Source organism: Streptomyces sp. NPDC008313 (genome assembly GCF_042956125.1).
Lineage (GTDB): Bacteria > Actinomycetota > Actinomycetes > Streptomycetales > Streptomycetaceae > Streptomyces.
Window position 1 is genome coordinate 1 of the sequence record NZ_JBIBFR010000046.1, and the last position, 26,483, is coordinate 26,483.

General features: G+C 72.4%; 11 protein-coding genes. 3 read left to right on the forward strand and 8 right to left on the reverse strand.

The features are described 5' to 3' along the window. Positions 1-9,301, reverse strand: a 9,301-nt coding sequence (locus tag ACFY93_RS34040) for an SDR family NAD(P)-dependent oxidoreductase (RefSeq protein WP_391365797.1), incomplete at its 3' end; no start/stop codon positions are given. Between the two features lie 434 nt (positions 9,302-9,735). On the opposite strand from ACFY93_RS34040, the gene ACFY93_RS34045 reads away from it, so the two are divergent. Together ACFY93_RS34045 and ACFY93_RS34050 are read left to right on the forward strand one after the other, a co-directional pair. After that, positions 9,736-11,319 carry an AMP-binding protein gene (locus tag ACFY93_RS34045; RefSeq protein ID WP_391365806.1) on the forward strand — a complete coding sequence of 528 codons (1,584 nt, stop codon included), beginning with the start codon at positions 9,736-9,738 and terminating at the stop codon, positions 11,317-11,319. A 193-nt stretch (positions 11,320-11,512) separates the two neighbouring features. Beyond that, positions 11,513-12,127: a TetR family transcriptional regulator gene (locus ACFY93_RS34050; protein WP_391365798.1), complete on the forward strand. Its 615-nt coding sequence runs from the start codon at positions 11,513-11,515 to the stop codon at positions 12,125-12,127. A 124-nt stretch (positions 12,128-12,251) separates the two neighbouring features. Here ACFY93_RS34050 and ACFY93_RS34055 read toward each other — a convergent pair whose 3' ends face one another. Together ACFY93_RS34055 and ACFY93_RS34060 are read right to left on the reverse strand one after the other, a co-directional pair. Continuing rightward, the gene (locus ACFY93_RS34055) at positions 12,252-13,196 is read right to left on the reverse strand and encodes a hypothetical protein (RefSeq protein ID WP_391365799.1); all 945 of its coding nucleotides are present in this window, start codon (positions 13,194-13,196) and stop codon (positions 12,252-12,254) included. Positions 13,197-13,251: 55 nt separating this feature from the next. Further along, positions 13,252-14,817, reverse strand: a complete 1,566-nt coding sequence (locus ACFY93_RS34060) for an AMP-binding protein (protein WP_391365800.1) — start codon at positions 14,815-14,817, stop codon at positions 13,252-13,254. A 41-nt stretch (positions 14,818-14,858) separates the two neighbouring features. Here ACFY93_RS34060 and ACFY93_RS34065 point away from each other — a divergent pair, with 41 nt between their 5' ends. After that, positions 14,859-15,185, forward strand: a complete 327-nt coding sequence (locus tag ACFY93_RS34065; protein ID WP_391365801.1) for a phosphopantetheine-binding protein — start codon at positions 14,859-14,861, stop codon at positions 15,183-15,185. Positions 15,186-15,325: 140 nt separating this feature from the next. Here the strand turns inward: ACFY93_RS34065 and ACFY93_RS34070 are convergent, their stop codons facing one another. From ACFY93_RS34070 to ACFY93_RS34090, 5 genes are all read right to left on the reverse strand, one after another. After that, positions 15,326-16,282, reverse strand: coding sequence for an ACP S-malonyltransferase (locus ACFY93_RS34070; protein ID WP_391365802.1), 957 nt, complete (start codon positions 16,280-16,282; stop codon positions 15,326-15,328). Positions 16,283-16,409: 127 nt separating this feature from the next. Continuing rightward, positions 16,410-17,666, reverse strand: a complete 1,257-nt coding sequence (locus ACFY93_RS34075; RefSeq protein ID WP_391365803.1) for an aminotransferase class I/II-fold pyridoxal phosphate-dependent enzyme — start codon at positions 17,664-17,666, stop codon at positions 16,410-16,412. A gap of 28 nt (positions 17,667-17,694) precedes the next feature. After that, on the reverse strand, positions 17,695-19,023 hold the full coding sequence (locus tag ACFY93_RS34080) for a KamA family radical SAM protein (RefSeq protein WP_391365804.1): 1,329 nt from the start codon (positions 19,021-19,023) through the stop codon (positions 17,695-17,697). Between the two features lie 306 nt (positions 19,024-19,329). Beyond that, positions 19,330-20,241, reverse strand: a complete 912-nt coding sequence (locus ACFY93_RS34085) for a proline iminopeptidase-family hydrolase (RefSeq protein ID WP_391365807.1) — start codon at positions 20,239-20,241, stop codon at positions 19,330-19,332. 173 nt (positions 20,242-20,414) lie between these two features. Continuing rightward, on the reverse strand, positions 20,415-26,483 hold a 6,069-nt coding region (locus tag ACFY93_RS34090; protein WP_391365805.1), incomplete at its 5' end, for an SDR family NAD(P)-dependent oxidoreductase.

Genomic DNA, 26,483 nt, shown 5'->3' on the forward strand with positions numbered 1-26,483 from the left:
CCGCGAGGTCGTCCCACACCGGCAGCACCCCGCCGGACGAGGCAGGCGCCTCGACACTCACCGGGTTCCAGCCGATCCGCCACAACGACCGGTCCGCCGCACCACCCGCCGACTCCAACTGCCCCACCGACACCGGCCGGGAGACAAGCGACTCGACGGTCGCCACGAGCTGCCCGGTCATGTCCGCGACGCCGATGGCCGAGACCTCCTCACCGCGTACGCGCCTGATGTGGACGCGCAGGGAGGAGGCACCGCCGGCGTGCAGGGACACGCCGTTCCAGGAGAAGGGCAGCAGGGTCGCGCCCTCGTCCTCCTCGGTCCCGTCGAGGAGCAGGTCGACGTGCATCGCCGTGTCCAGCAGGGCCGGGTGGAGGCCGAAGCTGGCGGCTTCCGCCCACGCGTCCTCGGGCAGCGCGACCTCGGCGAAGACGTCGTCGCCGCGCCGCCAGGCCGCCTTGAGCCCCTGGAACACCGGGCCGTAGCCGTACCCCCGGTTCGCCAGCCGCTCGTACGCGCCCTCGACGTCCACAACCGCCGCACCGGGCGGGGGCCATGCCGTCAGGTCGAAGTCCGGTGCGGTCGCCGTGCGTCCCAGGAGTCCAGCCGCGTGCCGCGTCCACGGCATGTCCGCTCCCTCGGCGCGGGAGAAGACCTCGACCGAGCGCGAGCCCTCCACGTCGGCGGCGCCCACGACCACCTGGACCGCGACACCACCCTCGGCGGACAGGACCAGCGGCGCCTCCAGCGTCAGCTCCTCCACGACGCCGCAGCCGACCTGATCACCCGCGCGGACCGCCAGCTCCACGAACCCGGTGCCCGGCAGCAGAACCCGGCCCAGCACATCGTGGTCGGCGATCCACCGGTGGGTGTCGAGAGCGAGTCGGCCCGTCAGCACCAGACCGTCGGAGTCGGGTGACACGACCACGGCCGTCAGCAGGGGGTGATCGATGCCTTCCAGGCCGGCCGAACCGACGTCCCCGGCACTCACCTGCGGGAAGTCGAGCCAGTAGCGCTGGTGTTGGAAGGCGTACGTGGGCAGGTCGACGTGCCGGGAAGCGTGACCGGCGTAGAACGGGGACCAGTCGACCGAGCCGCCCGCCGCGAACAGCCGGCCGAGCGCGGTGACGGCCGACGCGTCCTCGGGACGGTCCTTGCGCAGCAGCGCGGTGAGCATGACGCCGTCGTCGCCGTCGAGGCTCTGCGGCGCGATCGCGGTCAGCACGGCATCGGGCCCGCACTCGACGAACCGAACGACGCCCTGCGCCCTCAACTCCCGCACGCCGTCGGCGAACCGTACGGCCTCACGGACGTGCCGCACCCAGTAGCCCGGGTCACGCAGCTCAGCGGCGGACGCCACGGCACCGGTCAGGTTCGAGACGACCGGGATCGACGGATCGGCATACTTGAGCGAGTCGGCGACCGCACGGAACTCGGCCAGCATCGGCTCCATCAGCGGGGAGTGGAAGGCGTGCGACACCCGCAGCCGGGTCGTCTTCCGCCCCAGCCCCGCGAAGTGCTCCTCAATGACGCCCACAGCTGCTGCCGTGCCCGAAACCACCACGGACGACGGCCCGTTGACCGCAGCGAGACCCACCTCGTCATCCAGGAGCGACAGAACCTCGTCCTCCGTCGCCTGGACGGCGAGCATCGCCCCGCCCTCCGGCAACGCCTGCATCAACCGGCCCCGCGCCGCCACCAGCACAGCCGCATCCTTCAACGACCACACACCAGCAACATGCGCCGCAACCAGCTCACCGATCGAATGCCCAGCCACAAAGTCCGGCCGCACACCCCACGACTCCACCAACCGGAACAACGCCGTCTCCACCGCAAACAAAGCGGCCTGAGCGAAGACAGTCCGGTTCAACAGCCCGGCATCCTCACCCCACACCACCTCACGCAACGACCGCCCCAGCAACGGATCCAACTCGCCACACACAGCATCGAACGCGGCAGCGAAGACAGGGAACGCGGCATACAACTCCCGCCCCATCCCCAGCCGCTGACTCCCCTGCCCGGTGAACAGCACCGCCGTCTTGCCCTGCAGGGCCTGTGCGACGATCGTCCCCGTGCCGTCGGCGATCGCGGCCAGTCCGTCGGCGAGAGCGTCCCGGCCGTCCCCGACCACCACGGCCCGCTCCTCCAGCAGAGCGCGCGAGGTGGCCAGGGTCCGCCCGGCCGGCGCCAGTTCGTCGTCCATGAGGTTGTCCAGGCGGTGGCGCAGTACGGCCGCCTGGGCCTGGAGTGCCTCCGGGGTCCTGGCGGAGATCACCCAGGGCAGCAGGGGGGTCCGGACGGCGGGGCGGTCGTCGGTGCCCGTGGGCCGCGAGGTGTCCGCCGCCGGTGTCGCGGCGTCGGGGGCCTGTTCGATGACGACGTGGGCGTTGGTGCCGCTGATGCCGAAGGAGGAGATGCCGGCCCGTCGCGGGCGTCCGCCCGGTGCGGCGGGCCAGCCCTGGGGCTGAGTGAGCAGTCGTACGGCGCCCTCGGTCCAGTCGACCTGGGGGCTCGGGTCGTCGGCGTGCAGGGTGCGCGGGAGCCGGCCGTGGCGCATCGCCATGACCATCTTGATGACACCGGCGACTCCGGCGGCGGCCTGGGTGTGGCCCATGTTCGACTTGATGGAGCCCAGCCACAGCGGCCGGTCCTCCGCGCGTTCCTGGCCGTACGTGGCCAGCAGTGCCTGCGCCTCGATCGGGTCGCCGAGGGTGGTGCCTGTGCCGTGTCCCTCGACGGCGTCGACGTCCGCCGCGCTCAGTCCGGCGGCGGCCAGGGCCTGGCGGATCACGCGCTGCTGCGAGGGGCCGTTCGGGGCGGTGAGGCCGTTGCTCGCGCCGTCGGAGTTGACGGCCGAGCCGCGTACGAGGGCGAGTACCCGGTGGCCGTTGCGGCGGGCGTCGGAGAGGCGCTCCACGAGCAGGAGGCCGACGCCCTCTCCCCAGCCGGTGCCGTCGGCGCCGGCTCCGAAGGACTTGCAGCGTCCGTCGGCGGACAGGCCACCCTGGCGGCTCATGTCGACGAAGGTGTCCGGGGTAGACATGACGGTGACGCCGCCGGCGAGGGCGAGGGAGCATTCGCCGGAACGCAGGGCCTGGGCGGCCATGTGCAGGGCGACCAGGGACGACGAGCAGGCGGTGTCGACGGTGACGGCCGGTCCTTCGAGGCCGAGGGAGTAGGCGACGCGGCCGGAGACGACGCTGGCGAGGCTGCCGTTGCCGTGGTAGCCGGCGACGTCCTCGGGCAGCGGGCCCATGCGCAGGCCCCAGTCGTGGTACATCACTCCGGCGAAGACCCCGGTGTCGCTGCCCTTGAGGGAGTGCGGGTCGATGCCGGCCCGTTCCAGGGTCTCCCAGGCGGTCTCCAGGAGCAGGCGCTGCTGGGGGTCCATGGCCTGGGCCTCGCGGGGGCTGATGCCGAAGAAGGCGGCGTCGAACTGGGCGGCGTCGTGGAGGAAGCCGCCCTCGCGGGCGTAGCTCTTGCCGGGTGTGCCCGGTTCGGGGTCGTAGAGGTCCCGGTCCCAGCCGCGGTCGGCCGGGAAGGGCGTGATGACGTCCTCGCCCGCGGCGACCAGTCGCCACAGGTCCTCGGGGGAGGTGACGTCGCCGGGGTAGCGGCAGGCCATGCCGACGATGGCCAGCGGTTCGTCGGTGGCGGCGACGGCGGCGGCGGGCCGGCCGGGGAGCTGTCCGGCGGCGGGCTTGACGACCTTGGTGGCGAGGTGGTCGGCGAGGGCCTGGGGGGTCGGGTAGTCGAAGGTGAGGGTGGCGCTGAGGCGCAGGCCGGTGACGGAGCCCAGGCGGTTGCGGAGTTCGACGGCGGCGAGCGAGTCGAAGCCCATCTCGCTGAACGCGCGGGCGGGTCCGATCGACGCGGCGCCGTCGTGGCCGAGGACGTCGGCGACCTGGGTGCGGACGAGGTCGAGCAGGTTCTCGGTCAGTTCGGCGGGGTCGAGTCCGGCCCAGCGCCGCACGGTGTCGGAGAGGGCGGGGCCGGCCGTGCGCGCGGCGGCGCGGCGGGTGGGGACCCGCACGAGGTCGCGCAGCAGGGCGGGGACGCCGTCGGCGCGGGCGCGCAGCGCGTCGAAGTCGATGCGCAGGGGCGCCACGGTCGCGGGGCCGGCGGTGACGGCCTGGTCGAACAGGGCGAGGTTGTCCTCGGGGGCGAGGCCCTCCATGCCGAGGCGGCGGGCGCGTTGCAGGGCGGATTCGTCGAGGTGGGCGCCCATGCCGACGTCGCCGGTCCACAGGCCCCAGGTGAGGGAGGTGGCGGGCAGCCCTTGGGACCTGCGCTGTCCGGCGAGGGCGTCGAGGAAGACGTTGGCGGCCGCGTAGTTGCCCTGGCCCGCTCCGTCGAGGAGGCCGGCCATCGAGGAGTACAGGACGAAGGCCGTGAGGTCCAGGTGCCGGGTGAGTTCGTGCAGGTGCCAGGCGGCGTCCGCCTTGGGGCGCAGTACGGTGTCGACGCGTTCGGGGGTGAGGGTGGCGACGAGGCCGTCGTCGACGACGCCCGCGGTGTGGACGACGGCGCCCAGGGGGTGGGTGGCGGGGATGCCGTCGAGCAGGGCGGTGACCGCCGCGCGGTCGGACATGTCGCAGGCGGTGACGGAGACGTCGGCGCCGGCCTCGGTGAGTTCGGCGGCGAGTTCGCGGGCGCCGGGGGCGTCGGGGCCGCGGCGGCTGGTGAGCAGCAGGTGCCGGGCGCCGTGGCGGGTGACGAGGTGGCGGGCCAGGTGGCCGCCGAGGCCGCCGGTGCCACCGGTGATGAGGACGGTCCTGCCGTCGTCCCAGCGGGGGGCGTCGGATGCGGCGGGCGTCCGGTCCGCGGTCAGGCGCGGGACCCAGGGCACGGCGTCGCGCAGGGCGATCTCGGGTTCGCCGGTGGCGAGGAGGGCGGCCGTCGTCAGGGCGTCCGGTACGGGGTGGCGGGTGGCGCCGGCAGCGGTTTCGTCGGTGTCGTCGGTGTCGAGGAGGACGATCCGGTCGGGGTTCTCGGCCTGCGCGGAGCGTACGAGGCCCCATACGGCGGCCTGGTGGGCGAGGAGCCGGTCGTCGGGGGTCGCCCGGACGGCGCCGCGGGTGCGGACGACGAGGCGGCTGTCGGCGAGGCGTTCGTCGGCGAGCCAGCCGCGTACGGCGTCGAGCACGTGGGTGACGGCCGTGCGGACCTGGCCGGGGACATCGGTGTCCGCGGGGCCGTCCGGGGTGTCGAGGAAGACGGCGGCGGGGGTGCCGGCCGGTGCGGTGGCCAGCCGGTCCAGGGCGTCGGCGCTGCCGTCCCAATGGGCGGTTTCGACGGCTCGGGGCTGGTCGGTGGCGGTGAGGCGCCGCCAGGTGACGTGGTAGAGCGCTCCGCCGCTGCCGGTGCGGGCCGCGTGGAGCTGCTGCGCGGAGACCGGGCGCAGGACGAGGGAGCCGACGCTCGCGACGGGTGCGCCGGCGGTGTCGGCGAGGTCGAGGGAGAGCGCGTCGGGTCCGGTGGCGGTGATGTGGACGCGTACGGTCGCGGCCCCGGCGGCGTGCAGGGTGACGGCGTTCCAGGAGAACGGGACGCGGACCTGGTCCGTCACCGGTTCCGGATCGGTGTGGTCGGCGGTGTGCAGGGCGGCGTCGAGCAGGGCGGGGTGGAGTCCGAAGGCGGCGGCCGCTGCGCGGTGTTCGTCGGGCAGGGCGACCTCGGCGAAGACCTCGCCGTCGCGTCGCCAGGCGGCCTTGACGGCCCGGAAGACGGGGCCGTAGCCGTAGCCGTCGCGGGCCATGTCGTCGTACAGGCCGGTGACGTCGAGGGGCTGGGCGCCGGGCGGGGGCCAGGTGGTGAGGTCGGAGTGCGGGGTGCCCGCGGTCCGCCCGAGGAGTCCGGTGGCGTGCCGCGTCCAGGGGGCGTCGCCGCCGGACGGGTCGTTGCCCTCGGCCCGCGAGAACACCTCGACGGGCCGCGAGCCCGCGTCGTCGGCGCCGCCGACCACGACCTGGACGGCGACGCCGCCCTCGGCGGGCAGGACCAGCGGGGCCTCGATGGTCAGTTCCTCGACGACCGGGCAGCCGACCTCGTCCCCGGCGCGGATCGCCAGCTCGACGAAGCCGGTGCCGGGCAGCAGGGTGACGCCGGAGATGACGTGGTCGGCGAGCCAGGGCTGGGAGCGCGGGGACAGGCGGCCGGTGAGGACGGCGGTGTCGGCCCCGGCGAGGCTCACGGCGGCGCCGAGCAGCGGGTGCGTGACGGCGGTCTGGCCGAGGCCGGGCGCGTCGCCCTCGGCGGGCGGCGCGGTCAGCCAGTAGCGGCGGCGCTGGAAGGCGTACGTGGGCAGGTCGACGCGGCGTGCGTCGCGGTCGGCGAAGAGGGCGGCGCCGTCGAGGGACGCGCCGTGGGCGTGGACGCGGGCGACGGCGCCGAGGAGTTCGCGCTCCTCGTCCCGGCCGCGGCGCAGTACGGGGACGCAGAGGGCGTCGTCGGTGTCGAGTGTCTGCTGGGCCATCGCGGACAGCACGCCGCCGGGGCCGAGTTCCAGGAAGGTGCCGACGCCGCTGGCGGCCAGGTGGCGGACGCCGTCGGCGAAGCGGACGGCCTGGCGGACGTGGCGTACCCAGTACTGGGGGGAGCACAGTTCGTCGGCGGTGGCGAGCCGTCCGGTGACGTTGGAGACGACGGGGATCCCGGGCGCGGAGTAGGTGAGGATCTCGGCGATCCGCTCGAACTCGGCCAGCATGGGCTCCATGAGCGGTGAGTGGAAGGCGTGGGACACCCGCAGCCGGCTGGTCCTGCGGCCGAGTCCGGTGAAGTGCTCCGCGACCGCCTCGACCGCGGTGAGGGCGCCGGACACGACGACGGACGTCGGTCCGTTGACGGCGGCGATCCCCACCGACCCGCCGAGCAGCGGGAGGACTTCGTCCTCGGTGGCCTGGACGGCGAGCATCGCGCCGCCCTCCGGGAGTTCCTGCATGAGCCGGCCGCGCGCGGCGACCAGGGTGGCGGCGTCCTCCAGGGAGAGCACGCCGGCGCAGTGGGCCGCGGTGAGCTCCCCGATGGAGTGGCCGGCGAGGAAGTCGGGGCGCAGTCCCCAGGACTCGACCAGGCGGAACAGGGCCGTCTCCACGGCGAAGAGGGCGGCCTGGGCGTAGCCGGTGCGGTCCAGGAGCGCCGCCTCGGGTGTTCCCTCGGCGGCGAACAGCACGTCGCGCAGGGGGCGTTCGAGCTGGAGGTCGAGGTAGCCGGCCGCCTCGTCGAGTGCCTTGGCGAAGACCGGGAAGGCGTCGCACAGGCCGCGTCCCATCGCGACGCGCTGGCTGCCCTGGCCGGTGAAGAGGAAGGCGACTCCCCCGCCGTGCGCGGTGCCGCGGTACAGGTCGGGGCCGTTCTCCCCGGCGGCGAGGGCGCGCAGTCCGTCCCGGAGCGCGGGGCGGTCCTTGACGACGAGGACGGCGCGTTCGCCGAGGGCGGCGCGGGTGGTGGCGAGCGAGTGGCCCAGGTCGGCGGGGGTCAGGCCGGTGTCGGCGTCGACGAGGTGCAGCAGCCGGGCGGCCTGGTCGCGCAGGGCGGCGTCGTTCCTGGCCGAGATGAGCAGCGGGGTGTGGGCGGCGGTGGAGGAGGCGTCGGCCGGGCGTGCGTCGAGCGGGACGGTGTCCTCGGGCTGCGGTTCCTCGAGGACGATGTGGGCGTTGGTGCCGCTGACGCCGAAGGCGGAGATGCCTGCGCGGCGGGGCTCGTCGCCGGCGGGCCAGGGCACGGGTTCGGTGAGCAGGCGTACGTCGCCCGCCGACCAGTCGACGTTGGGTGAGGGTTCGTCGACGTGCAGGGTCCTCGGCAGGACGCCGTGCCTCATCGCCTCGATCATCTTGATGATCCCGGCGACGCCCGCGGCGGCCTGGGTGTGCCCGATGTTCGACTTGACCGAGCCGAGCCACAACGGGTGTCCGTCGGCGCGGTCCTGTCCGTAGGTGGCGATGACGGCCTGGGCCTCTATGGGGTCGCCGAGGGTGGTGCCGGTGCCGTGGGCCTCGACGACGTCGACCTGGTCGGTGGTGAGGCCCGCGGTGGCCAGGGTGCGGCGGATGAGGCGCCGCTGGGAGGCGCCGTTGGGTGCGGTGAGGCCGTTGCTGGCGCCGTCCTGGTTGATGCCGCTGCCGCGGACGACGGCGAGGACGGTGTGCCTGTTGCGGCGGGCGTCCGAGAGGCGTTCGACGACGAGGACGCCCACGCCCTCGGCGAAACCGGTGCCGTCGGCGGCGCCCGCGAAGGCCTTGCAGTGGCCGTCGGGGGCCAGGCCGCGCTGCCGGCTGAACTCGGTGAAGGTGGCGGGGCTCGCCATCACCGTGGCTCCGCCGGCCAGGGCGAGGGAGCACTCGCCGCGGCGCAGGGACTCGGCGGCGAGGTGCAGGGAGACGAGGGAGCTGGAGCAGGCGGTGTCGATGGTGAGCGCGGGGCCTTCGAGTCCCAGGTTGTAGGCGACGCGGCCGGAGGCGATGCTCAGGGCGGTGCCGGTCAGCAGGTAGCCGTCGGTGCCCTGGGAGTCCTCGTGGGAGCGGACGCCGTACTCGTGGGCGCCGGCGCCGATGAAGACGCCGGCGCGGGTGCCGCGCAGCGAGGTGGGGTCGATGCCGGCGCGTTCGACGGCTTCCCAGACGGTCTCCAGCAGCAGCCGCTGCTGCGGGTCCATCGCGAGCGCCTCGCGCGGGCTGATGCCGAAGAACTCGGCGTCGAAGTCGGCGACGCCGGTGAGGAATCCGCCCTTGCGGACGTAGCTCCGGCCGGGGGCGTCGGGGTTCTCGTCGAAGAGGCGGTCCAGGTCCCAGCCCCGGTCGCGGGGGAAGTCGCCGGTGACGGTCCGGTCCTCGGCGACCACGCGCCAGAGGTCGTCCGGTGAGGAGATCCCGCCGGGGAAGCGGCAGCCGATGCCGACGACGGCGATCGGCTCGTCGTCGGCGGGCGCGACCGGCTCGGGCTCGGGGGTGTCGTCCGACAGTCCGAGCACCTCCGCCCGCAGGTACTCGGCGAGCAGCGCGGGGGTCGGGTGCTCGAACGCGACCGTCACCGGCAGGGCGAGCCCCGTGGCGGCGTTCAGCCGGGCGTGCATCTCGACGAGGGCCAGGGAGTCGAGACCCAGTTCGCGGAAGGGGCGTACGACGTCGACGGCCGTGTCCTCGTCGGGGCGGACCCTGCGCAGCATGAGGCGGGTCTGTTCCCGTACCAGACCGAGCAGGATGCGGCGCTGCTCGGAAACCGGAATTCCCCCCAGTTCCCGCGCCGAAAGCAAACGGTCCGCCGGCGTGTCCTCGCCGCCGGAAAGGAAAATCCCAGACTCGCTCATCGAGGCACACTCCACGTTATCGATTAATCCTGCAGACAGGCCTCACCGCCAGGCGGCCACGCAACCGCACGGTACGCGAGGCAAAAGCCGTGGCCACACCCCTAGGCACCCCTAGGAAATACCCCGGAGCTCCTGGCCTGGAAATACGCGACGGGCAGGGGCCGGTGCCGACTGGCGCCGAGGGCCCCTGAGTTGCGAGGGAGAACCTTGCCCGGAGGTGCGGCGCGTGATAGGAATCCTGTTCATGGTCCGAGAATTGCGCCATTACCGGCCGACGAATTGAGTGTCGGTCGCGCATCCGGCCGGTCCTCGTAGGTTCCGTGCTCGACAGCTCCGGGCCGACCGCGTGTACGCCCCTTGCCGGGACGAAAGATCCAGTGAATCCAGGGCTACATAGAACTCGCCGCCAGTGATGGGGGAAGAATCACGTGAGCTTGCGCCAAGAAATATCCGTACCGGTTTCCGCGCCGGTCGACCGGATGCACGACTTCATGCTCGCCTGGGCGCGGGTGACACCCGACGCGCCGGCCGTCGTCGAGGCCTCGCCGGACGGCGGGGCCTCGGTGCTCTCCTTCCGGCAGCTGGAGCAGCGGGTGCACGACTACGCGGCCACGCTGGACGGTCTGGGTCTCGACCTGGGCGACCGGGTGATCCTGGAGTCGGACACCTCGGGCTCGTCCATCGCCATGTTCCTGGCGTGTTCGTCGCTCGGGCTGACGTTCGTCCCGGTGAGTCCGGAGACTCCGCTGAAGCGCCTGCTGACGGTGATGGAGACGGTCGGGCCCGCCCTGTACGTCCAGGCGGTGGACGGCCGCAGGGAGGGGGTGCCGGGCGACGTCGGGACGGGGCAGTTCGGGCCGGAGGGGCTGCTGGTGGAACGCCGGCCCGAGCCCCGGGTCAGGCACCGCCGTGAGCCGGTCGGCACCGACACGGCCTACATGATCTTCACCTCGGGGACGACCGGCCGGCCTAAGGGCGTGGTGATGAGCCACCGCGGCGTCGTCTCGTTCTACCGGGGGATGCTGCAGCACGCCATCGTGACCCGTCACGACCGGGTCGCCACCACCTCGCCGCTGCAGTTCGACTTCTCGCTGCTGGACATCGGTCTCGCGCTGGGCAGCGGTGCCGCCGTCGTCCCGGTGCCGCGCGACACCCTGCGCTGGCCGCGCCGCTTCGTGCGGTTCCTCCAGGAGATGGAGGTGACGCAGGTCGACGGGGTGCCGTCGATCTGGCGGTCGGCGCTGCGCCACGAGGCCGCGCAGCTCGCGGAGCTCCACCGGATGCGCGGCATCCTGTTCTGCGGCGAGGACTTCCCGCTGCCCGAGCTGCGCAGACTGCAGGAGCTGCTGCCGCAGGCGCGCATCGTCAACTGCTACGGCGCGACGGAGTCCATGGCCTGCTCGTTCACCGATGTGCCCAATCCGCTGCCGGAGGACCTGGAGAAGCTGTCCATCGGGTTCGCCCACCCGGGCGCCGAGATGATGATCGTCGACGAGTCCGGCCGGGTCGTCGAGGAGCCGGGGGTCATGGGCGAGATCCATCTGCGCACCCCCGCCCTGTTCACCGGGTACTGGGACGATCCGGAGGCCACCCGGGCCGCCCAGGTGCCCGACCCGCTCGATCCCCGCTCGGGCCAGCTGGTGCTGCGCACCGGCGACCTGGCCTACCGGGGGCGGGGCGGTGAGATGTACTTCTGCGGCCGGATCGACTCCCAGGTCCAGATCCGCGGCAACCGGGTCGAGACGGGCGAGGTGGAGCGGAAGATCCTCGAGTACCCGGGGATCACGGCGGCGGCCGTGCTGGTGATCCAGCGCGCCGACCGGGATCCGGTGCTGGGGGCGTTCGTCTCCATGGCTCCGGACGTCCCGGCGCCCAAGGGGACGGAGCTGAGCGCGTTCTGCGCGGAGACGCTTCCCGCGTACATGGCACCCCGGGAACTGCACGTGCTGGACGACTGGCCGGTGACGGCGCACGGGAAGACGGACCGCGCCGCGCTCGCGGCCGTGGCCGGGGTCTGACGGGGGACGGCCCACGGGGCGAGGCCCGCCGCTCACGCGGCGGGCCTTCGGCTTCCGGACGGCCGCCCCCGGGCGCGGCCGCGCTGCCGGGCGATTTCGCTCAGCCGGCAACGGCCGCGAAGAGGTTGCGTCGTCGCCCACCTTTACAGCACTGTATGAAACGAATGTATAAGACGTGGATTAGGGTTGTGGCATGGGACATCGTGAAGACCTGCTCATCGGCGCGAAGCGCTGCCTGATCGAAAAGGGATACGGCCGTACCACGACGCGTGACATCGTCGCGGCGTCCGGCGCCAACCTGGCGTCCATCGGCTATCACTACGGTTCCAAGGAGGCGCTGCTGAACGCGGCGCTCCTGGAAGCGCTGGACGACACCGGTCAGGAGATCCAGCCGACCGAGGTCGCCGACTCGGATCCCGACGCGCCGCCCGTCGAGCGCTTCGAGGCGGCCTGGACCCAGATCGTCGAGAAGTACACGACGCGCCGCCAACTGCTCCTGGCGAGCTTCGAGGTCTTCGCGCAGGTCGACCGGGTGCCGGAGCTGCAGTCGGCGCTCGCCGACGGTATCGAGCAGGGCCGCCGGACGATGATGGAGCTGTTCAAGAGCATCGCCGGCGAGACCGCCGGGGATCTCGACGAGGAGTCTTTGAAGGCGGTCGGCGCGTTCTTCCAGGCGCTGGCCACGGGCGTGATGGCGCAGTGGCTGGTGGACCCGGACCGGGCTCCGTCGGGGCACGACCTGACGCTGGCGCTGCGGGCCATGCTCACCTGGTCGGAGGCGAAGACGCCGGAGGCCGCGCAGGCCTGAGAGCGGTCCGGCCCGGTGGGGCCGTGACGGGAAACGTGCCCTGCCCCGGTGGGTGACCACCGGGGCACGGCACGTTCCGTACGCGGGGCGGCGGGCCGGGGCGCATGGCCCCGGCCCCGCCGGCTCAGATGCGGCGCAGCACGAAGTCGTCGGCGGTCTCGCCCTGGAACAGCTTCTCCGGGCGTCCGCTGAGCACGTAGTCGCCGTGCGGGGTGGGCAGGACGTCGGTCGGGTTCTGCTCCGGCCACGGCTCGTGGTGGACGGTCTTGGCGGCGGACCAGTCGTCGTCGACGGGGCTGAGGACCGTCACCGCGTCCTCGCCGTTCTCGTTGGCGAGCTTGTTGCTGACGACCACCATGGTGCCGTCGGCGCGCAGCGCGAACGCGTCGCCGCCGATGATCGGCTTCTCCAGTTCGACCTGGCGGACCTCTCCGGTGTCGACGCGGACGCGGGCGAGCAGTCCGGTCGTGTAGTGCATCGCCAGCAGGTGTCCGCCGGACAGGGCGCGGATGCCGATGACACCGGCGCCGGTACCGAGTTCCCAGCCCGGGGAGAGGGCCTGGCTGTCCACGAGCACCTCGGCCTTGCCGTCGACGCCCACCCGGTAGATCTTGTTCGCGGCGGGGTCGCTGACGTAGGCGGTGCCGTCGTCGGCGAGGGCGATCCGGTCGGCGGCGTGCATGGGCTCGGGGCCGAGGGCCAGGTCGACGAGGAACCGCTCCTCCCCGGTGGTCAGGTCGTAGACGGCGAGCCCGGACTCCTTGAGATTGGTCTCGGGGGTCGAGCGGGCGCCGATGCCGAGGTCGTGGTAGCCAAGCAGCAGCCGGTTGCGGGGCAGGTCGATGGTGATGCCGACGGTGGACACGATCCGCGGGTCGGGGTCGGTCACCAGCGGGGTGACGCGGCCGTGGCCGTCGACGATCGACGCGGTGCCGTGCCGGGTGGAGCTCACCAGGAACGCCTGGCGGTCCGGGTCCCAGTCGAAGCCTTCCGGGTGCAGGGAGTCCGCGTGACCGGTGATCGTCCTCGCGAAGGGGGTGTCGTGGCCGGCCGTGGTGGCGTCGGACATGGTCTTCTCCAGTTCCGTGCTGAGGGGTTGGTCGTCGGGTCGAGCGGACCCTGGGTCAGTGGATGGGTGCCGTGCCGGGCAGGAGCCGTGCCGCCTCGGTCCTCAGCCGCGGCCGGTCGACCTTGCGGTTGGAGTTCAGGGGGAACTCCTCGACGTGCCGGTAGTGCTTGGGGACCATGCCCTTGGGGAGCAGGGTGCGCAGCCGTCCCGCGAGGGCCGCGGGCGACGACGCGGCGCCGGTGTAGAACACGACGAGTTCGGTGCCGTCGTCGGTCTCCCGGGTGACGGTGACCGCGTCCTGCACGCCCTCGCAGGCGCGTACGGCGTGGTCGACCTCGGCCAGTTCCACGCGCCAGCCCTGGATCTGCACCTGGGCGTCCAGGCGGCCGAGGTAGATCAGTTCGCCGTTGTCCAGGCGCCGGACCCGGTCGCCGGTGCGGTACCAGGTGCGGGAGCCGTGCTGGAGGAAGCGTCCCCGGTCGTGTTCCGGGTCGAGGTAGCCGGCCGTCATCTGCGGTCCCGTGACGACGAGTTCACCCTCGGTGTCGGTGGGGGTGCCGTCCTCGCCGAGCAGGAGGTGGTCGTGCCCCTCGTGCACGGTGCCGATGGGGACGAGGCCGTTCACGCACAGGCCCGGCGAGGTGTCGGGCGACCAGCGGTGCCCGGTGACGGTGACGGTGAGTTCCGTCGGGCCGTAGATGTTCTCCAGGGTGGAACGGGGCGCCGCCGCCTGCCAGTCGGCGGCGTCGCTCTCGCGCAGCGCCTCCCCGGCGAACAGGCTCCAGCGCAGGGTGGGCAGCGCGCCGGGGGCGAGGCCGCCGGTCCTGCGGATCAGGGAGATGGTGCTCGGCGTCGAGAACCACACGGTCATCCGGCGTGCGGCGAGGAACGCGGGCAGGTTCCGGTAGCCCTGGAGGGGGACCGGGTGGACGCTCGCGCCGGCGCCCCACGCGCAGAACATGTCGAACATGGCGCAGTCGAAGTTGACGTCGAACGTCTGGGAGAAGACGTCGTCCGCGCCGAAGTCGTAACGCTCGTCCATGAGGCGGAAGTAGTGCCGGGTGCTGCCGTGGGAGATGGGGACGCCCTTGGGCCGGCCGGTCGAGCCCGAGGTGAACAGCACGTAGGCGGTGTCTTCGGGGGCGACGGGACGCGGTGCGGTGAGCGCGTCGCGGGGTGAGACAGCGATGCGGCGCGGGCGGCCGTCCCCGCCGGCGCTGTACGGGGCGAGTACGGGCAGGGGGCCGGTCGCGCCGTCGAGGTCCGCGAGGCAGGCGAGGCCCTGGTCGTCCGCCACGACCGCCTGGACACCCGCGTCCTGCAGCATCCGCCGGGTACGGGCCACCGGGAACCCGGGGTGCAGGGGGACCACCGTGGCGCCCGTGTACAGCCCGGCCAGGATGCCGGCGTAGGCCTCCACGCCCTTGGCCGCCAGCACCCCGATCACCCGGGGCGGACCGGCGGGGTCCGCGAGCAGCGAGCCCGCCCACTGGAGGGCGAGGGTGTGCATCTCCTCGTAGGAGACGGTCCGTTCGCCGGTGCGCAGGGCCGTCCCCCGCTCGGACACGGCGAGCCCGCGCAGGAACCGCGCGTGCAGCGCGTCCTCGATCGTCTTCAACATTCTTTCTCCGGATAAGGGGGCTTCCGCGGCCTGAATAGGGGGTGGCCGAGCTCATTTCCGAGGAGCGGGAGGAATATATTCTGCGCAGTGGTCCGGATTCACCATCGGAAGGGGAACGCATCATGTGGGACGAGAAGTTCGAGGAGACCCTGCGCAAGCATCTTCCGTTTCTCAACGACGGCGAGAAGCTGGAATCCGGGGCCGATCTCCGTGATCTCGGCCTGGATTCACTCGGCATGGTCGAACTGCTCGCTTCTCTGGAGAGCGCGTACGACGTGCGTTTCGTGGACGACGCGCTGACGATGGACAATTTCGCGACGCCCGACACGCTCTGGAACGCCGTCGCGGGACTCGCCGGGCGCCGCTGACGCGTGCCGCGATCCGGGACCGCCCTTCGGTGACCGTGGTCACCGAAGGGCGTTGCCGGCTCCCGCACCGGGCGACCGCCGCCGTCAGGGGTCTCGTCCGGACCGCACGGGCTCTCCCGGCACGGTCCGGACGAGCGGCCCTAGGCGACGGCGGCAGCCCGGCGCGGGAGCATGGCCGCCCTCGGACTGGCGTGCACGACCTCGAAGTTGCGGGTCGTGCAGCCCACCCTCCCGAACAGGCTGTCGGGGCCGCACACGTACATCGTGCCGACGCCGAACCGCTCCTTGACGGTGGTCACGACGTCCGGCCAGCGCACCGGCAGGACGTAGCCGTCGAGGAGCATCCGCCGTATCCCGTCGCCCGTCGTGAGGACCGCGCCGTCCTGGTCGGCGACGACGGGCAGGGTGGGGTCGGCGAAGGTGAGGCCGGCCAGCACCTCGTCCTCGATCCTGTCCCGCAGGGGTCCGAAGGCGGCGCAGTGCATCGGGGGACGCATGGTGTAGAGGGGCATGCCGCCGAGGGAGCGCAGCTGCTTCTCCATCCACTCCACGCTGCCGGAGTCGAGGGACACCATGTAGAAGTCGTCGTCGATGTGGCACGAGATGTCGTACCACTCGCCGCGGGCGTCCAGTTCGGCGAGCACCTCGTCGAGCTGCGCGCGGGGGGTACGGGTGAACGAGAGGGTCACCGCGTCGCGGTACTCCCGGGCGAAGTACTCGTTCTCGCACCGGGCCATGCGCGCCGTCATCCGCACGGCGTCGGCGAAGTCCAGCACGCCGGAGAAGACAGCCGCCGCCTTGCTGCCGAAGCTGGGTCCGGCACAGACGTCGGGCCGCAGGCCGTGCTCCTCCTGGGCCCAGTGGGCGAGGGCGACACAGTTGACGAAGAAGGCGACCTGCGCGTACTCGGTGTAGTCGCCGTCGGCCTCCCGGTACCGGTCGAAGAGGGAGTAGCCGAGGGCGTCGTCCGCGATCCGCAGCAGCCTGCGGGCGTGCGGGTTGATCAGCATGAACTTCGCCACGTCCGGGAAGCGCGTGGGCGCCATGCCGGGGAAGACGAGCGCGCTGCCGGTGTCGGGCTGGGCCTGCGTAGTCATCGGTCCTGTTCTCTCCTCGACGAACGACGGACGTGGACGGGGCGGTACGGCGAAGGACACGAGGGACACCGCGGGCGTGAAGGCGCACGACGGGCGTACGCGGCGGGGTGTCCTGACGGGCGGGGGCCTACGGGACGAGCTTGGTGAAGGTCTCCTCGATCCGCAGGAGGACGTCCCGCACGTGCGGCAGGGTCAGCGGGTCGGCGGCCGCGAGGGCCTGTTCCTGCTGCCCGGCCGTGTCGCCGTAGAGCATGCTGGTGGCCGCCTTGAACCGGAGCGCGCCCGCGTCGTCACCGAGGTGGTGTCCGGCGAGGACGACGACGCCGAACTCGTCGACCAGGTGCTCGTGCAAGGACAGCGAGTCGGTGACACCGAGCGCGGCCAGTTCCCCGCGCAGCGGTTCGAAGTCCGGGTACACGTAGAAGGCGCCGGTCGGCGGCCGGCACACGGCGCCGCTCGCGACCATGATCCGGTGCACCTCACGGGCGACCGCGCCGTGCAGCCGGGCCGTCGCGGCGAGCCGGTCACGGATCTCGGGCGGCTCGGCGAACGCGTACGCGGCGACCTCCTGCATGGGGCCTGCCAGGGTGGACCAGACCTCGCTGGCGGCCGAGACCACGCCGTCACGCAGCCGGCGGCCCCAGGGGCCCTCCGGGAAGCGGGCGGCGCCGATGCGCCATCCGCCCAGCGCCAGGCTCTTGCTCAGGCCGGTGGTGACCACGGTGCGCCGGGGCGCCACCTCGGCGGGGCTGAGCACCTCGGTCGCCGGGTCGTGGACGACGTCCCGGTAGATCTCGTCGGAGACGATGAGCAGGTCCTCGTCCTCCGCGATCGCGCAGATCTCCCGGACCAGCGCGGGCGGCGCGAGCGTCCCGGTGGGGTTGTCCGGCAGGGTGACGACGACGATGCGCGGGTCGTGGCCGAGCAGCCTGGCCGCGCGGATGGCCTCGCGGAGCGCGGCCGGGTCGGGGACGCCGCCGCAGGAGTCGGGGATCGGCACCCCGATGGCCTTCTTTCCCATGAACTCGGCCTGCGGGGCGTACGTGTTCCAGCAGGGCCGCGGCAGCAGCACGTCGCCGGGGACGGTCATGTTCAGGGCCATCAGCAGCGGCTTGCTGCCGGGCGCCACGACGACCTGGTCGGCGTCGGTGGGCATCCGGCGGCGCGTGAAGTAGCCGGCCAGCGCCTCGCGCACGTCCGGACCGCCGGCGACGGGACCGTAGGCGTTGCGCCGCGCGCCCGCCGCGAGCCGGTCGAGCAGGGGGGCGAAGGCGGGCAGCCGCGCCTCGCCGAACCCGAGGTGCACCAGGGACTCCCCCGCCGCGGTCCGCTCGGCCACGAGCTGGTTGAGCGCGAGATTGGGTGACACGTTCCGGCCGGGCATGGCCGTCTCCTTTCGGTCCGCCGTACCGTCAGGCCTTGTGGACGCCGCTGCGCAGCGCGGCCACCAGGTCGGGCGCGGTGTCGGGATCCAGTTCGAGGTCGTCGACCCATGCGGCGTCGGACGAGTGGCGGGCCCGGAACGACCGGCCGACCAGTTCGGGATTGCGGGCCTGCAGCATGCGCAGCTGGAAGTACCGTCCCCGCGGGGTCTCGGTCGTCCCGTCCACGGCGACCTTGCCGGGGGTGGCCGACATGACGGGCCCGCGTACGGTCCGGGCAAGACCCGGCAGGGTGCGGTAGGCCGTCTGGAAGATGTCCACGGCGTCGGCCAGCGGCACCCGGAAGTAGTCGTACGGGCCCGTGTCCCGCTCCACGAACATGTAGTAGGGGACGGCGCCGACGGCGAGTTCGGCGCGCCACATCTCGTTCCAGGTGGCGGCGTCGTCGTTGACGTGGGCGATCAGCGGAGCCTGGCAGTAGACGAGGGCGCCGGCGGCCCGGATGCGGGCGATCGCCCGGCGGGCGAGGTCGGTCTCCAGCTCGCGGGGGTGGCTGAAGTGGGCCATCACCGCGAGGTTGCGTCCGGAGTCGACGACCTTCTCGAAGAGTGCCACGACGTCGTCGGCGTCCTGGTCGGTGACGAAGCGGTGCGGCCAGTAGGCGATGGACTTGGTGCCGATACGGATGGTGCGCACGCTCTCCACGGCGAGCAGCGGCTCGATGTGCGACCGCAGCCGCTCCGTGGTCATCACCATCGGATCGCCGCCGGTGACGAGCACGTCGCTGACCTCCGGATGCTTGCGGAGGTAGCCGATGAGCTGGTCGGGGCCGGGCGCCGCGAAGCGCAGATCGGCGTCCCCGACGAACTGCGCCCAGCGGAAGCAGTACGTGCAGTAGCTGTGGCAGGTCTGGCCGTGCCCCGGGAAGTAGAGCACCGTCTCGCGGTACTTGTGCTGCATCCCCGGCAGGGCGACTCCGTCGTCACTGGGGACGTTGAGTTCCTTCTGCCCGGAGGGGTGCGGATTGAGGCGGGAGCGTATCTCCGCCACCACGGCTCTCAGTTCGGCCCGGGAGCCGGTCGCGAGGGCGCGGGACACCCGGTTCTCGTCCTCGGGGGCGAGCATGCCCCGCTGCGGGAACACGAGTTGGAACATCGGGTCGTTCGGGATGTTCTCCCAGTCGACGAGTTGCGACAGCACGTACTCGTTCACGCGGAACGGGAGAACCTGGGAGACCACCCGGACCGTCTCCCGGACGTCCGCCGGCAGGCCGTAGCGCTTGGTGATCTCGTCGATCTGGCGTGGTCCGTGGGCACGGAAACGCACTGTCTCGAATGAGCTGAGAGTCAGCTGGGACATTCGATATTTCCTCCGGTCTCGTGGACCACGGACAGTGTTGCGACATTCTGGAATACGAGAATTCGAGGGCCGCGAAAATCCGGGAACAATGAATTTCCGACCGGATCCCCGCGATTCTCCGCGGTTCTCCACGGCTTTCCGCGGTTCTTCAGGGCACTCTTCCGGCATTCGCGAGAGATTCGGTGAAGTTGCCTTGGAGCCGGGGACAACGGTAGTTGATGATTTCCCGCAGGAACCCCTAGAACCCCCCCTGCCCTGCCCTTAACATCGCTTTTCCCGGGCCGGGCAGGGGGCCTTCAGGAGCCTTCAGGAGTCCTGGTGAGGGAGCCCGGCGAGGTAGCCGCGCAGGACCTCGAGGAAGCGCTCCGGCTCCTCCAGGTGGGGCATGTGGCTGGACTCCTCCAGGATCTCCCAGCGCACGTCGGGGATGAGGTCCAGGAACGGCCGCACGGTCACCGGTGTGGCCTCGTCGTGCCCGCCGGTGAGGACCAGCGTCGGCACGGCGACGTCCGCGCAGTGTTCCACGACCGACCAGTCGCGCAGCGTTCCGATCACGTGGAACTCGCTGGGACCGTTCATCGTGGAGTAGACGGTCGGATCGTTGTAGACCTCCATGAACGAGGCCATGAAGTCCCGCGGCCACGGCTTCAGCCGGCACACGTGCCGCTCGTAGAAGGGGCGCATGGCCTCGAAGTACTCCTCGCTGTCCGTGGTGCCCGCGGCCTCGTGCCGTCGCAGGGTCTCGTCGACCCCCTCCGGCAGCCGGTCGCGCAGCACCTTCATCTCCCGCAGCCACAGCGGGTACGACGCCGGCGAGTTCGCCACGACCAGTCCGCGCAGCCCGGCAGGCCGACGGGCCGCGTGCCGGACGGCGAGCATCCCGCCCCAGGACTGCCCGAACAGTACGTAGTTGTCGGCCACGCCCAGGTGGGCGAGCAGGTTGTCGAGCTCGTCCAGGAACAGCCGGGGCGTCCAGAAGTCGGCCCCGCGGTCCGGCAGATGAGTGGATCCGCCGTTGCCGATCTGGTCGTAGTGGACGACGGGCACACCGTCCTCGGCCAGTGCCGTGAGGTTGAGCAGGTAGTCGTGCGTGCTGCCCGGCCCCCCGTGCACGACCACGAGCGCGGGCCGCCCGGACCCGAGGTCCCCGGTGACACGGAACCACGTCCTGTACTCGCCGAAGGGCGCGTGACCCTTGGCACTGGGCGCCAGATGCATTTCCAACCACTCCTCGGTGGTACGTGCGGTGGTACGTGCGGACATGAGGGAGACGGGGCGATGGATCGGTGACTCGCGCGAGCCGGTGACTCGCGCGAGCGGGTGACTCGCGCGAGCGGGTGACTCGGGTGAGCGGGCCGGTGGGGGCAAGGGGGCCGCTTCGGCGAGCCGGGTCAGACGCGGTCGTCGGCGGGGAGTCCGTCGAGAGCCATGCTGATGAGGGTCTCGGTGTCCATCTCGTCGATGGACTCCTGCTCCTCCTCAGCCGCGGCCGCCTCGTCGGCGGTTCCGTCACCGAGCCCGCCGAGCCGCAGCAGGGCATCCATCAGACCCGCGTCCCGCAGCCTGCTGAACGGGATGGCCTGGAGGACCCGGCGGACCTCCGCCTCCTCCACCACGTCGTCCCCGGCCGGCTCGTCGGGAGCCAGCTCCTCGCGCAGCCGCTCGGCGAGCACGCGTGCGTTGGGGTAGTCGAAGACCAGCGTCGCGGGCAGCCTCAGACCCGTGGCGGAGTTCACCTGGTTGCGGAACTCGACGGCGGTCAGCGAATCGAACCCGAGGTCCTTGAACGCACGGTCCGGCTCCACCTCCCCGGTCGTCGCGTGCCCGAGAACGGACGCCGCCTGCGCGCACACCACGTCCAGCAGCTCCGCCGCCCGCTCCTGCGGCGTCAGGGCGGCGAGACGCCGCCGCAGCGTCACGGAGCGGTCGCCGCCGTCCGCCGCCGCCCCGGCCGCCGACCGGCGCACGGTGCCGCGCACCAGCCCCCGGTACAGGACCGGCAGTTCCGCACCGGCCTCGGCCAGCACCCTGACATCCAGGCTGATGGGGACGACGGCCGCCCGGTCCAGACCCACCGCGGTGTCGAAGAGGGCGAGCCCCTGTTCGGCGGAGAGGGCGCCGATACCGACGCGGCTCATACGCCGCAGATCGGCAGTGGCCAGTTCCCCGGCCATGCCGGTGTCGCTCCCCCACAGCCCCCAGGCCAGGGACTGACCGGCGAGACCGCGGGCCCGGCGGTGAGCCGCGAGGGCGTCCAGGAACGCGTTGGCCGAAGCGTAGTTGCCCTGCCCCGCGTTGCCGAGGGTGCCCGCCGCCGAGGAGAACATCACGAACGCCGAAAGGTCCATGTCCGCCGTCAGTTCGTGCAGATGGAGAGCGGCGTCCACCTTGGGCCGCAGCACCGTGTCCATCCGTTCAGGGGTCAGCGAGGCGATGGCCCCGTCGTCGAGGACACCGGCGAGATGCACGACCCCGGCGAGCCGCCGGCCGGCCAGCAGTCCGGCCACCGCGTCACGGTCGGTGAGGTCGCAGGCGGCGAGCTCGACCCGGGCCCCCAGCGCGGTCAGTTCGTCCCGCAGCCCGGCCATGCCCGGCGCGGCCTCCCCACGGCGGCTGGTGAGCAGAAGGTCGCGCACCCCGTACCGGGTCACCAGATGCCGGGAGACCAGCCGTCCGAGCATGCCGGCCGCACCGGTGACCAGGACCGGCCCCCCGGTACCGAAGCGGGTGGCACCCGGTCCGGCGCCTCCGCCCGAATCGACGGCACCGGCCGCCGCGTCGCCGCCCGGCACCGGGACCCTGGCGAGCCGCGCCGCGCGGACCGTACCTCCGCGGACCGCTACCTGGGGCTCGGCGGACGCCATGACGGCGGCGAGCGCCGCCGCCGTGTCCGCGTCGCGGCCGGAGGTGCGGGCCTCGGTGGTCGCAGCGGCCGGGGCGTCGAGGTCGGCGAGCACGATCCTGCCCGGATGGGCGAGTTGGGCCGCGCGCACCAGGCCCCATACCGCCGCACCTGCCAGATTCGTCACGTCCTCGCCCTCCGGCGCCACGGCACCCCGGGTGAGCACGACCAGGGTGGCGGAGGAGGACGTGAAGCGTTCGTCAGCCGTCCACGCCTGGAGCACACCGAGCACACGGTGCGTGGCCTCGCGGACGGTACGACCGTCCAGGCCTGCCGCACCACCGTCGGTGCCTCCGGGCCCACTGCCGGGGCGGGCGGCGGAGTCGCTGACGGTGCCGGTACGGGCGTCGCAGTACAGCGCGACCACCTCAGGAACCTCCGGCAGGGTCCCGTCGTCACCGGCGTGGACGACGTCCTCCCAGCGGCTCCAGGTGACCACCGGCGGCTCGGACGGCACCGGCGCGGGCACCCAGTCCAGCTGGTAGAGGTCGCCATGGAAGGCGGCGCCGGCGACCGGCTGCGCCTCCGTGACGGGCCTGGACACCAACGACCGTACGGTGGCCACGGGCATGCCCTCCGTATCGGTCAGCGCCAGGGACACGGTGTCCTCACCGGACGTCGAGAGCCGCACCCGGACCGCCGAAGCGGACGTGGCGTGCAGTTCCACCCCGGACCAGGCGAACGGCAGCAACGTCCGTTCACCGGAGACGCTCTCGTCGAGGTCGTCGAGGTCGTCGGGGTCGTCGGGGCTGTCCGAGGCGCCCCTGGTGAGCAACGCCGCGTGCAGACAGGCGTCGAGCAGCGCCGGGTGAAGTCCGTAGCGTGCCGCGTCGCCGTGTGCCTCCTCGGGCAGGGCGACCTCCGCGAACAGGTCGTCACCGCGCCGCCAGGCCGCCCGCAACCCCTGGAACACGGGGCCGTACCCGTACCCCTGGCCCAGCAGCACCGCGTACGCGTCATCGGTGGCCAGCGGAGTGGCACCGTCGGGCGGCCAGACCGTGTGCTCCTCGCCGGGCTCCACCGACGACGTGCTGCTCACCGTGCCCTGAGCATGCAGCAGCCAGGGGGCGGGCTGCTCCCGCTCCGACGTCTGCGCGCGGGAGTGGATGGTGAGCGTGCGGCGTCCGTCGTCGTCGGGCCCGGTGAGGACCACCTGAATCTGCGCGGCGCCGTTGTCCGTGAGGACGAGGGGGGCCTGGAGGGTGAGTTCGTCGAGGTGATTGCAGTCCGTCTGGTCGGCGGCGTGCAGTGCCAACTCGACGAAGCCGGTACCGGGGAAGAGGATGGTGTCGCCGATCCGGTGATCGTCGAGCCAGGGCTGGGTGCTAGTGGACAGCCGGCCGGTGAGGACGACCCCGTCGGTGCCGGCGAGGGTGAGCGTGGCGCCGAGCAGCGGATGCTCGGTCGCGCCGAGCCCGGCGGAGGTCACGTCCGCCGTACCGGCCTGCGCGTCGACCCAGTAGCGGCGGCGCTGGAAGGCGTACGTGGGCAGGTCGACGCGCTGGGCGCCCCGGCCCGCGTAGAACGCCGGCCAGTCGACCTCACCGCCCGACGCGAAGACCTGCGCGAGTGCGCTGACGGCGGTGGTGTCCTCGGCACGGTCCTTGCGCAGCAGCGCGGCGAAGGTGAAGTCGTCGCCCTCAAGCGTCTTCCGGGCGAGCGCGGTCAGCACCACGTCCGGGCCACACTCGACGAAGCGGGTGACGCCCTGCGCCCTCAACTCCCGCACGCCGTCGGCGAACCGCACGGCCTCACGGACATGGCGCACCCAGTAACCCGGGTCACGCAGCTCCTCAGCGGACGCAACGGCACCCGTCAGGTTCGAGACGACCGGGATCGACGGATCGGCATACGTGAGCGAGTCGGCGACCGCACGGAACTCGGCCAGCATCGGCTCCATCAGCGGGGAGTGGAAAGCGTGCGACACCCGCAGCCGGGTCGTCTTCCGCCCCAGTCCCGTGAAATGCTCCTCGATGACGTCCACAGCGCCCGTGATGCCCGAAACGACCAGCGACGAGGGCCCGTTGACGGCCGCGAGACCCACCTCGGCGTTCAGCAGCGGCGAGACCTCGTCCTCCGTCGCCTGGACGGCGAGCATCGCCCCGCCCTCGGGCAGCGCCTGCATCAACCGGCCCCGCGCCGCGACCAGCCTCGCCGCGTCCTTCAACGACCACACACCAGCGACGTACGCGGCAGTCAGCTCACCGATCGAATGCCCGGCCACGAAGTCCGGCCGCACACCCCACGACTCCACCAACCGGAACAACGCCGTCTCCACCGCGAACAACCCCGCCTGAGCGAAGACAGTCCGGTTCAACAGCCCGGCATCCTCACCCCACACCACCTCCCGCAACGACCGCCCCAGCAACGGATCCAACTCCGCACACACCGCGTCGAAGGCGGCGGCAAAGGCGGGGAAGTCCGCATACAATTGCCGGCCCGCTCCGAGTCGTTGGCTGCCCTGACCGGTGAACAGGACCGCCGTACGGCCACCTGGACGAGCCCGGCCGACCAGCGGTCCGCCACGTCCTTCGGCGACCGCTGCCAGCCCCGCCAGCAGCTCATCCCGGTCCCGCCCGACGACCAGAGCCCGGTGCTCCAGAGCCGACCGCGTCGTCACGGACGAGAAACCGACACCCTTGATCGACAGGTCCGGGCGGTCGGCGGCCCATCGGGCGAGCTGATCCGCCTGGGCGACCAGGCCCTCACTGTTGCGCGCCGACAGCATCCACGGCACCACCGGCGATCCGTCGGCGGGAGCATCCGCCCCGTCGTCCTCGGCGGGCGTCTCGGCCGGGGGTTCCTCCACGATCACGTGCGCGTTCGTACCGCTGATGCCGAAGGAGGAGATCCCGGCCCGTCGCGGGCGGCCGTCCTCCGGGGCGGGCCACTCCCGGTTGTCGGTCAGCAACTCCACAGCACCCGCGCTCCAGTCCACGTTCGGGCTGGGCTCGTCGACGTGCAGGGTCTTCGGCAGCACGCCGTTGCGGAGGGCCATGACCATCTTGATGATGCCGCCGACCCCGGCCGCCGCCTGGGCATGGCCCATGTTCGACTTGATGGAGCCCAGCCACAGCGGCCGGTCCGCCGGACGGTCCTGCCCGTACGTCGCCAGCAGCGCCTGTGCTTCGATCGGGTCACCCAGCGTCGTCCCCGTACCGTGCGCCTCGACCGCGTCCACGTCCGCTGCCGACAGCCCCGCCCCGGCCAGGGCCTGACGGATGACGCGCTGCTGCGACGGCCCGTTGGGGGCGGTGAGGCCGTTGCTCGCGCCGTCCTGGTTGATGGCGCTGCCGCGGACGACGGCGAGGACGGGGTGTCCGTTGCGGCGGGCGTCGGACAGCCGCTCCACCAGGAGCATGCCCGCGCCCTCGGCCCAGCCCACGCCGTCGGCCGCCGCGGCGAAGGACTTGCACCGGCCGTTCGCGGCGAGGCCGCGCTGCCGGCTGAACTCGATGAACATGCCCGGCGTCGACATCACGGCGACGCCGCCGGCCAGGGCCAGGGAGCATTCGCCCGAGCGGAGCGCCTGGACGGCGAGGTGCAGGGCGACCAGCGACGACGAGCACGCCGTGTCCACCGTCACCGCGGGCCCCTCAAGGCCAAGGGTGTAAGCGATGCGGCCGGTCACCAGGCTGCCCCCGCTGGTGGTGGCCGCCTCGTCGCCGAGGCCGTAGTCGTGGTACATGACACCGGCGAACACACCGGTCGGGCTGCCCTTGAGGGTCGCGGGGTCGATACCGGCCCGCTCGAACGTCTCCCAGGACGTCTCCAGCAGCAGCCTCTGCTGGGGATCCATCACCAGGGCCTCGTTGGGGCTGATCCCGAAGAAGCCGGGGTCGAAGTCCGCGGCGTCGTAGAGGAAACCGCCCTCTCGCGCGTAGGTCTTCCCCGCGCGCCCCGGCTCCGGATCGAAGACGCCCGCGTCCCAGCCACGGTCGGTCGGAAACTCGGACACCGCGTCGACGCCGTCCGCCACCAGCCGCCACAGCCCCTCGGGCGAGACCACGTCACCCGGGAAGCGACATGCCATCCCAACGATCGCCACCGGATCGTCCTCCATGACCCGGGGGGCGAGGACAGTGGACGCCGTCTCCTTCTCCGCACCGCCCAGGGCGGTGTCGAGGTACTCCACGACAGCCTGAGCACTCGGGTAGTCGAACACGAGTGTGGCGGGCAGGCGCAGGCCGGTCACCGCGTTCAGCTGGTTCCGCAGCTCCACCGCGGTCAACGAGTCGAAGCCCAGTTCCTTGAAGGCCCGGTCGGGTTCCACCGCGTCGACCGACGCGTGGCCCAGGACGCCGGCGACTTCACCGCGTACGACGTCCATCAGCACCCGTGCCCGCTCGGAAGCGGGGACGGACGCCAGCCGCTCCTTCAGCGCCGAGGCACCGGACTCGGAGCCGGCCGCCTGACGGACCGGTGCCCTCACCAAACCCTGAAGGAGGGAAGGCAGCTGTGTCGTCTGGGTGCGTAGGGCTGCGGTGTCGATGCGGAGGGGGATCTGGACGGGTTGGCCGGTGTGGGTGGTCAGGGCGGCGTCGAGGAGGGCGAGGGC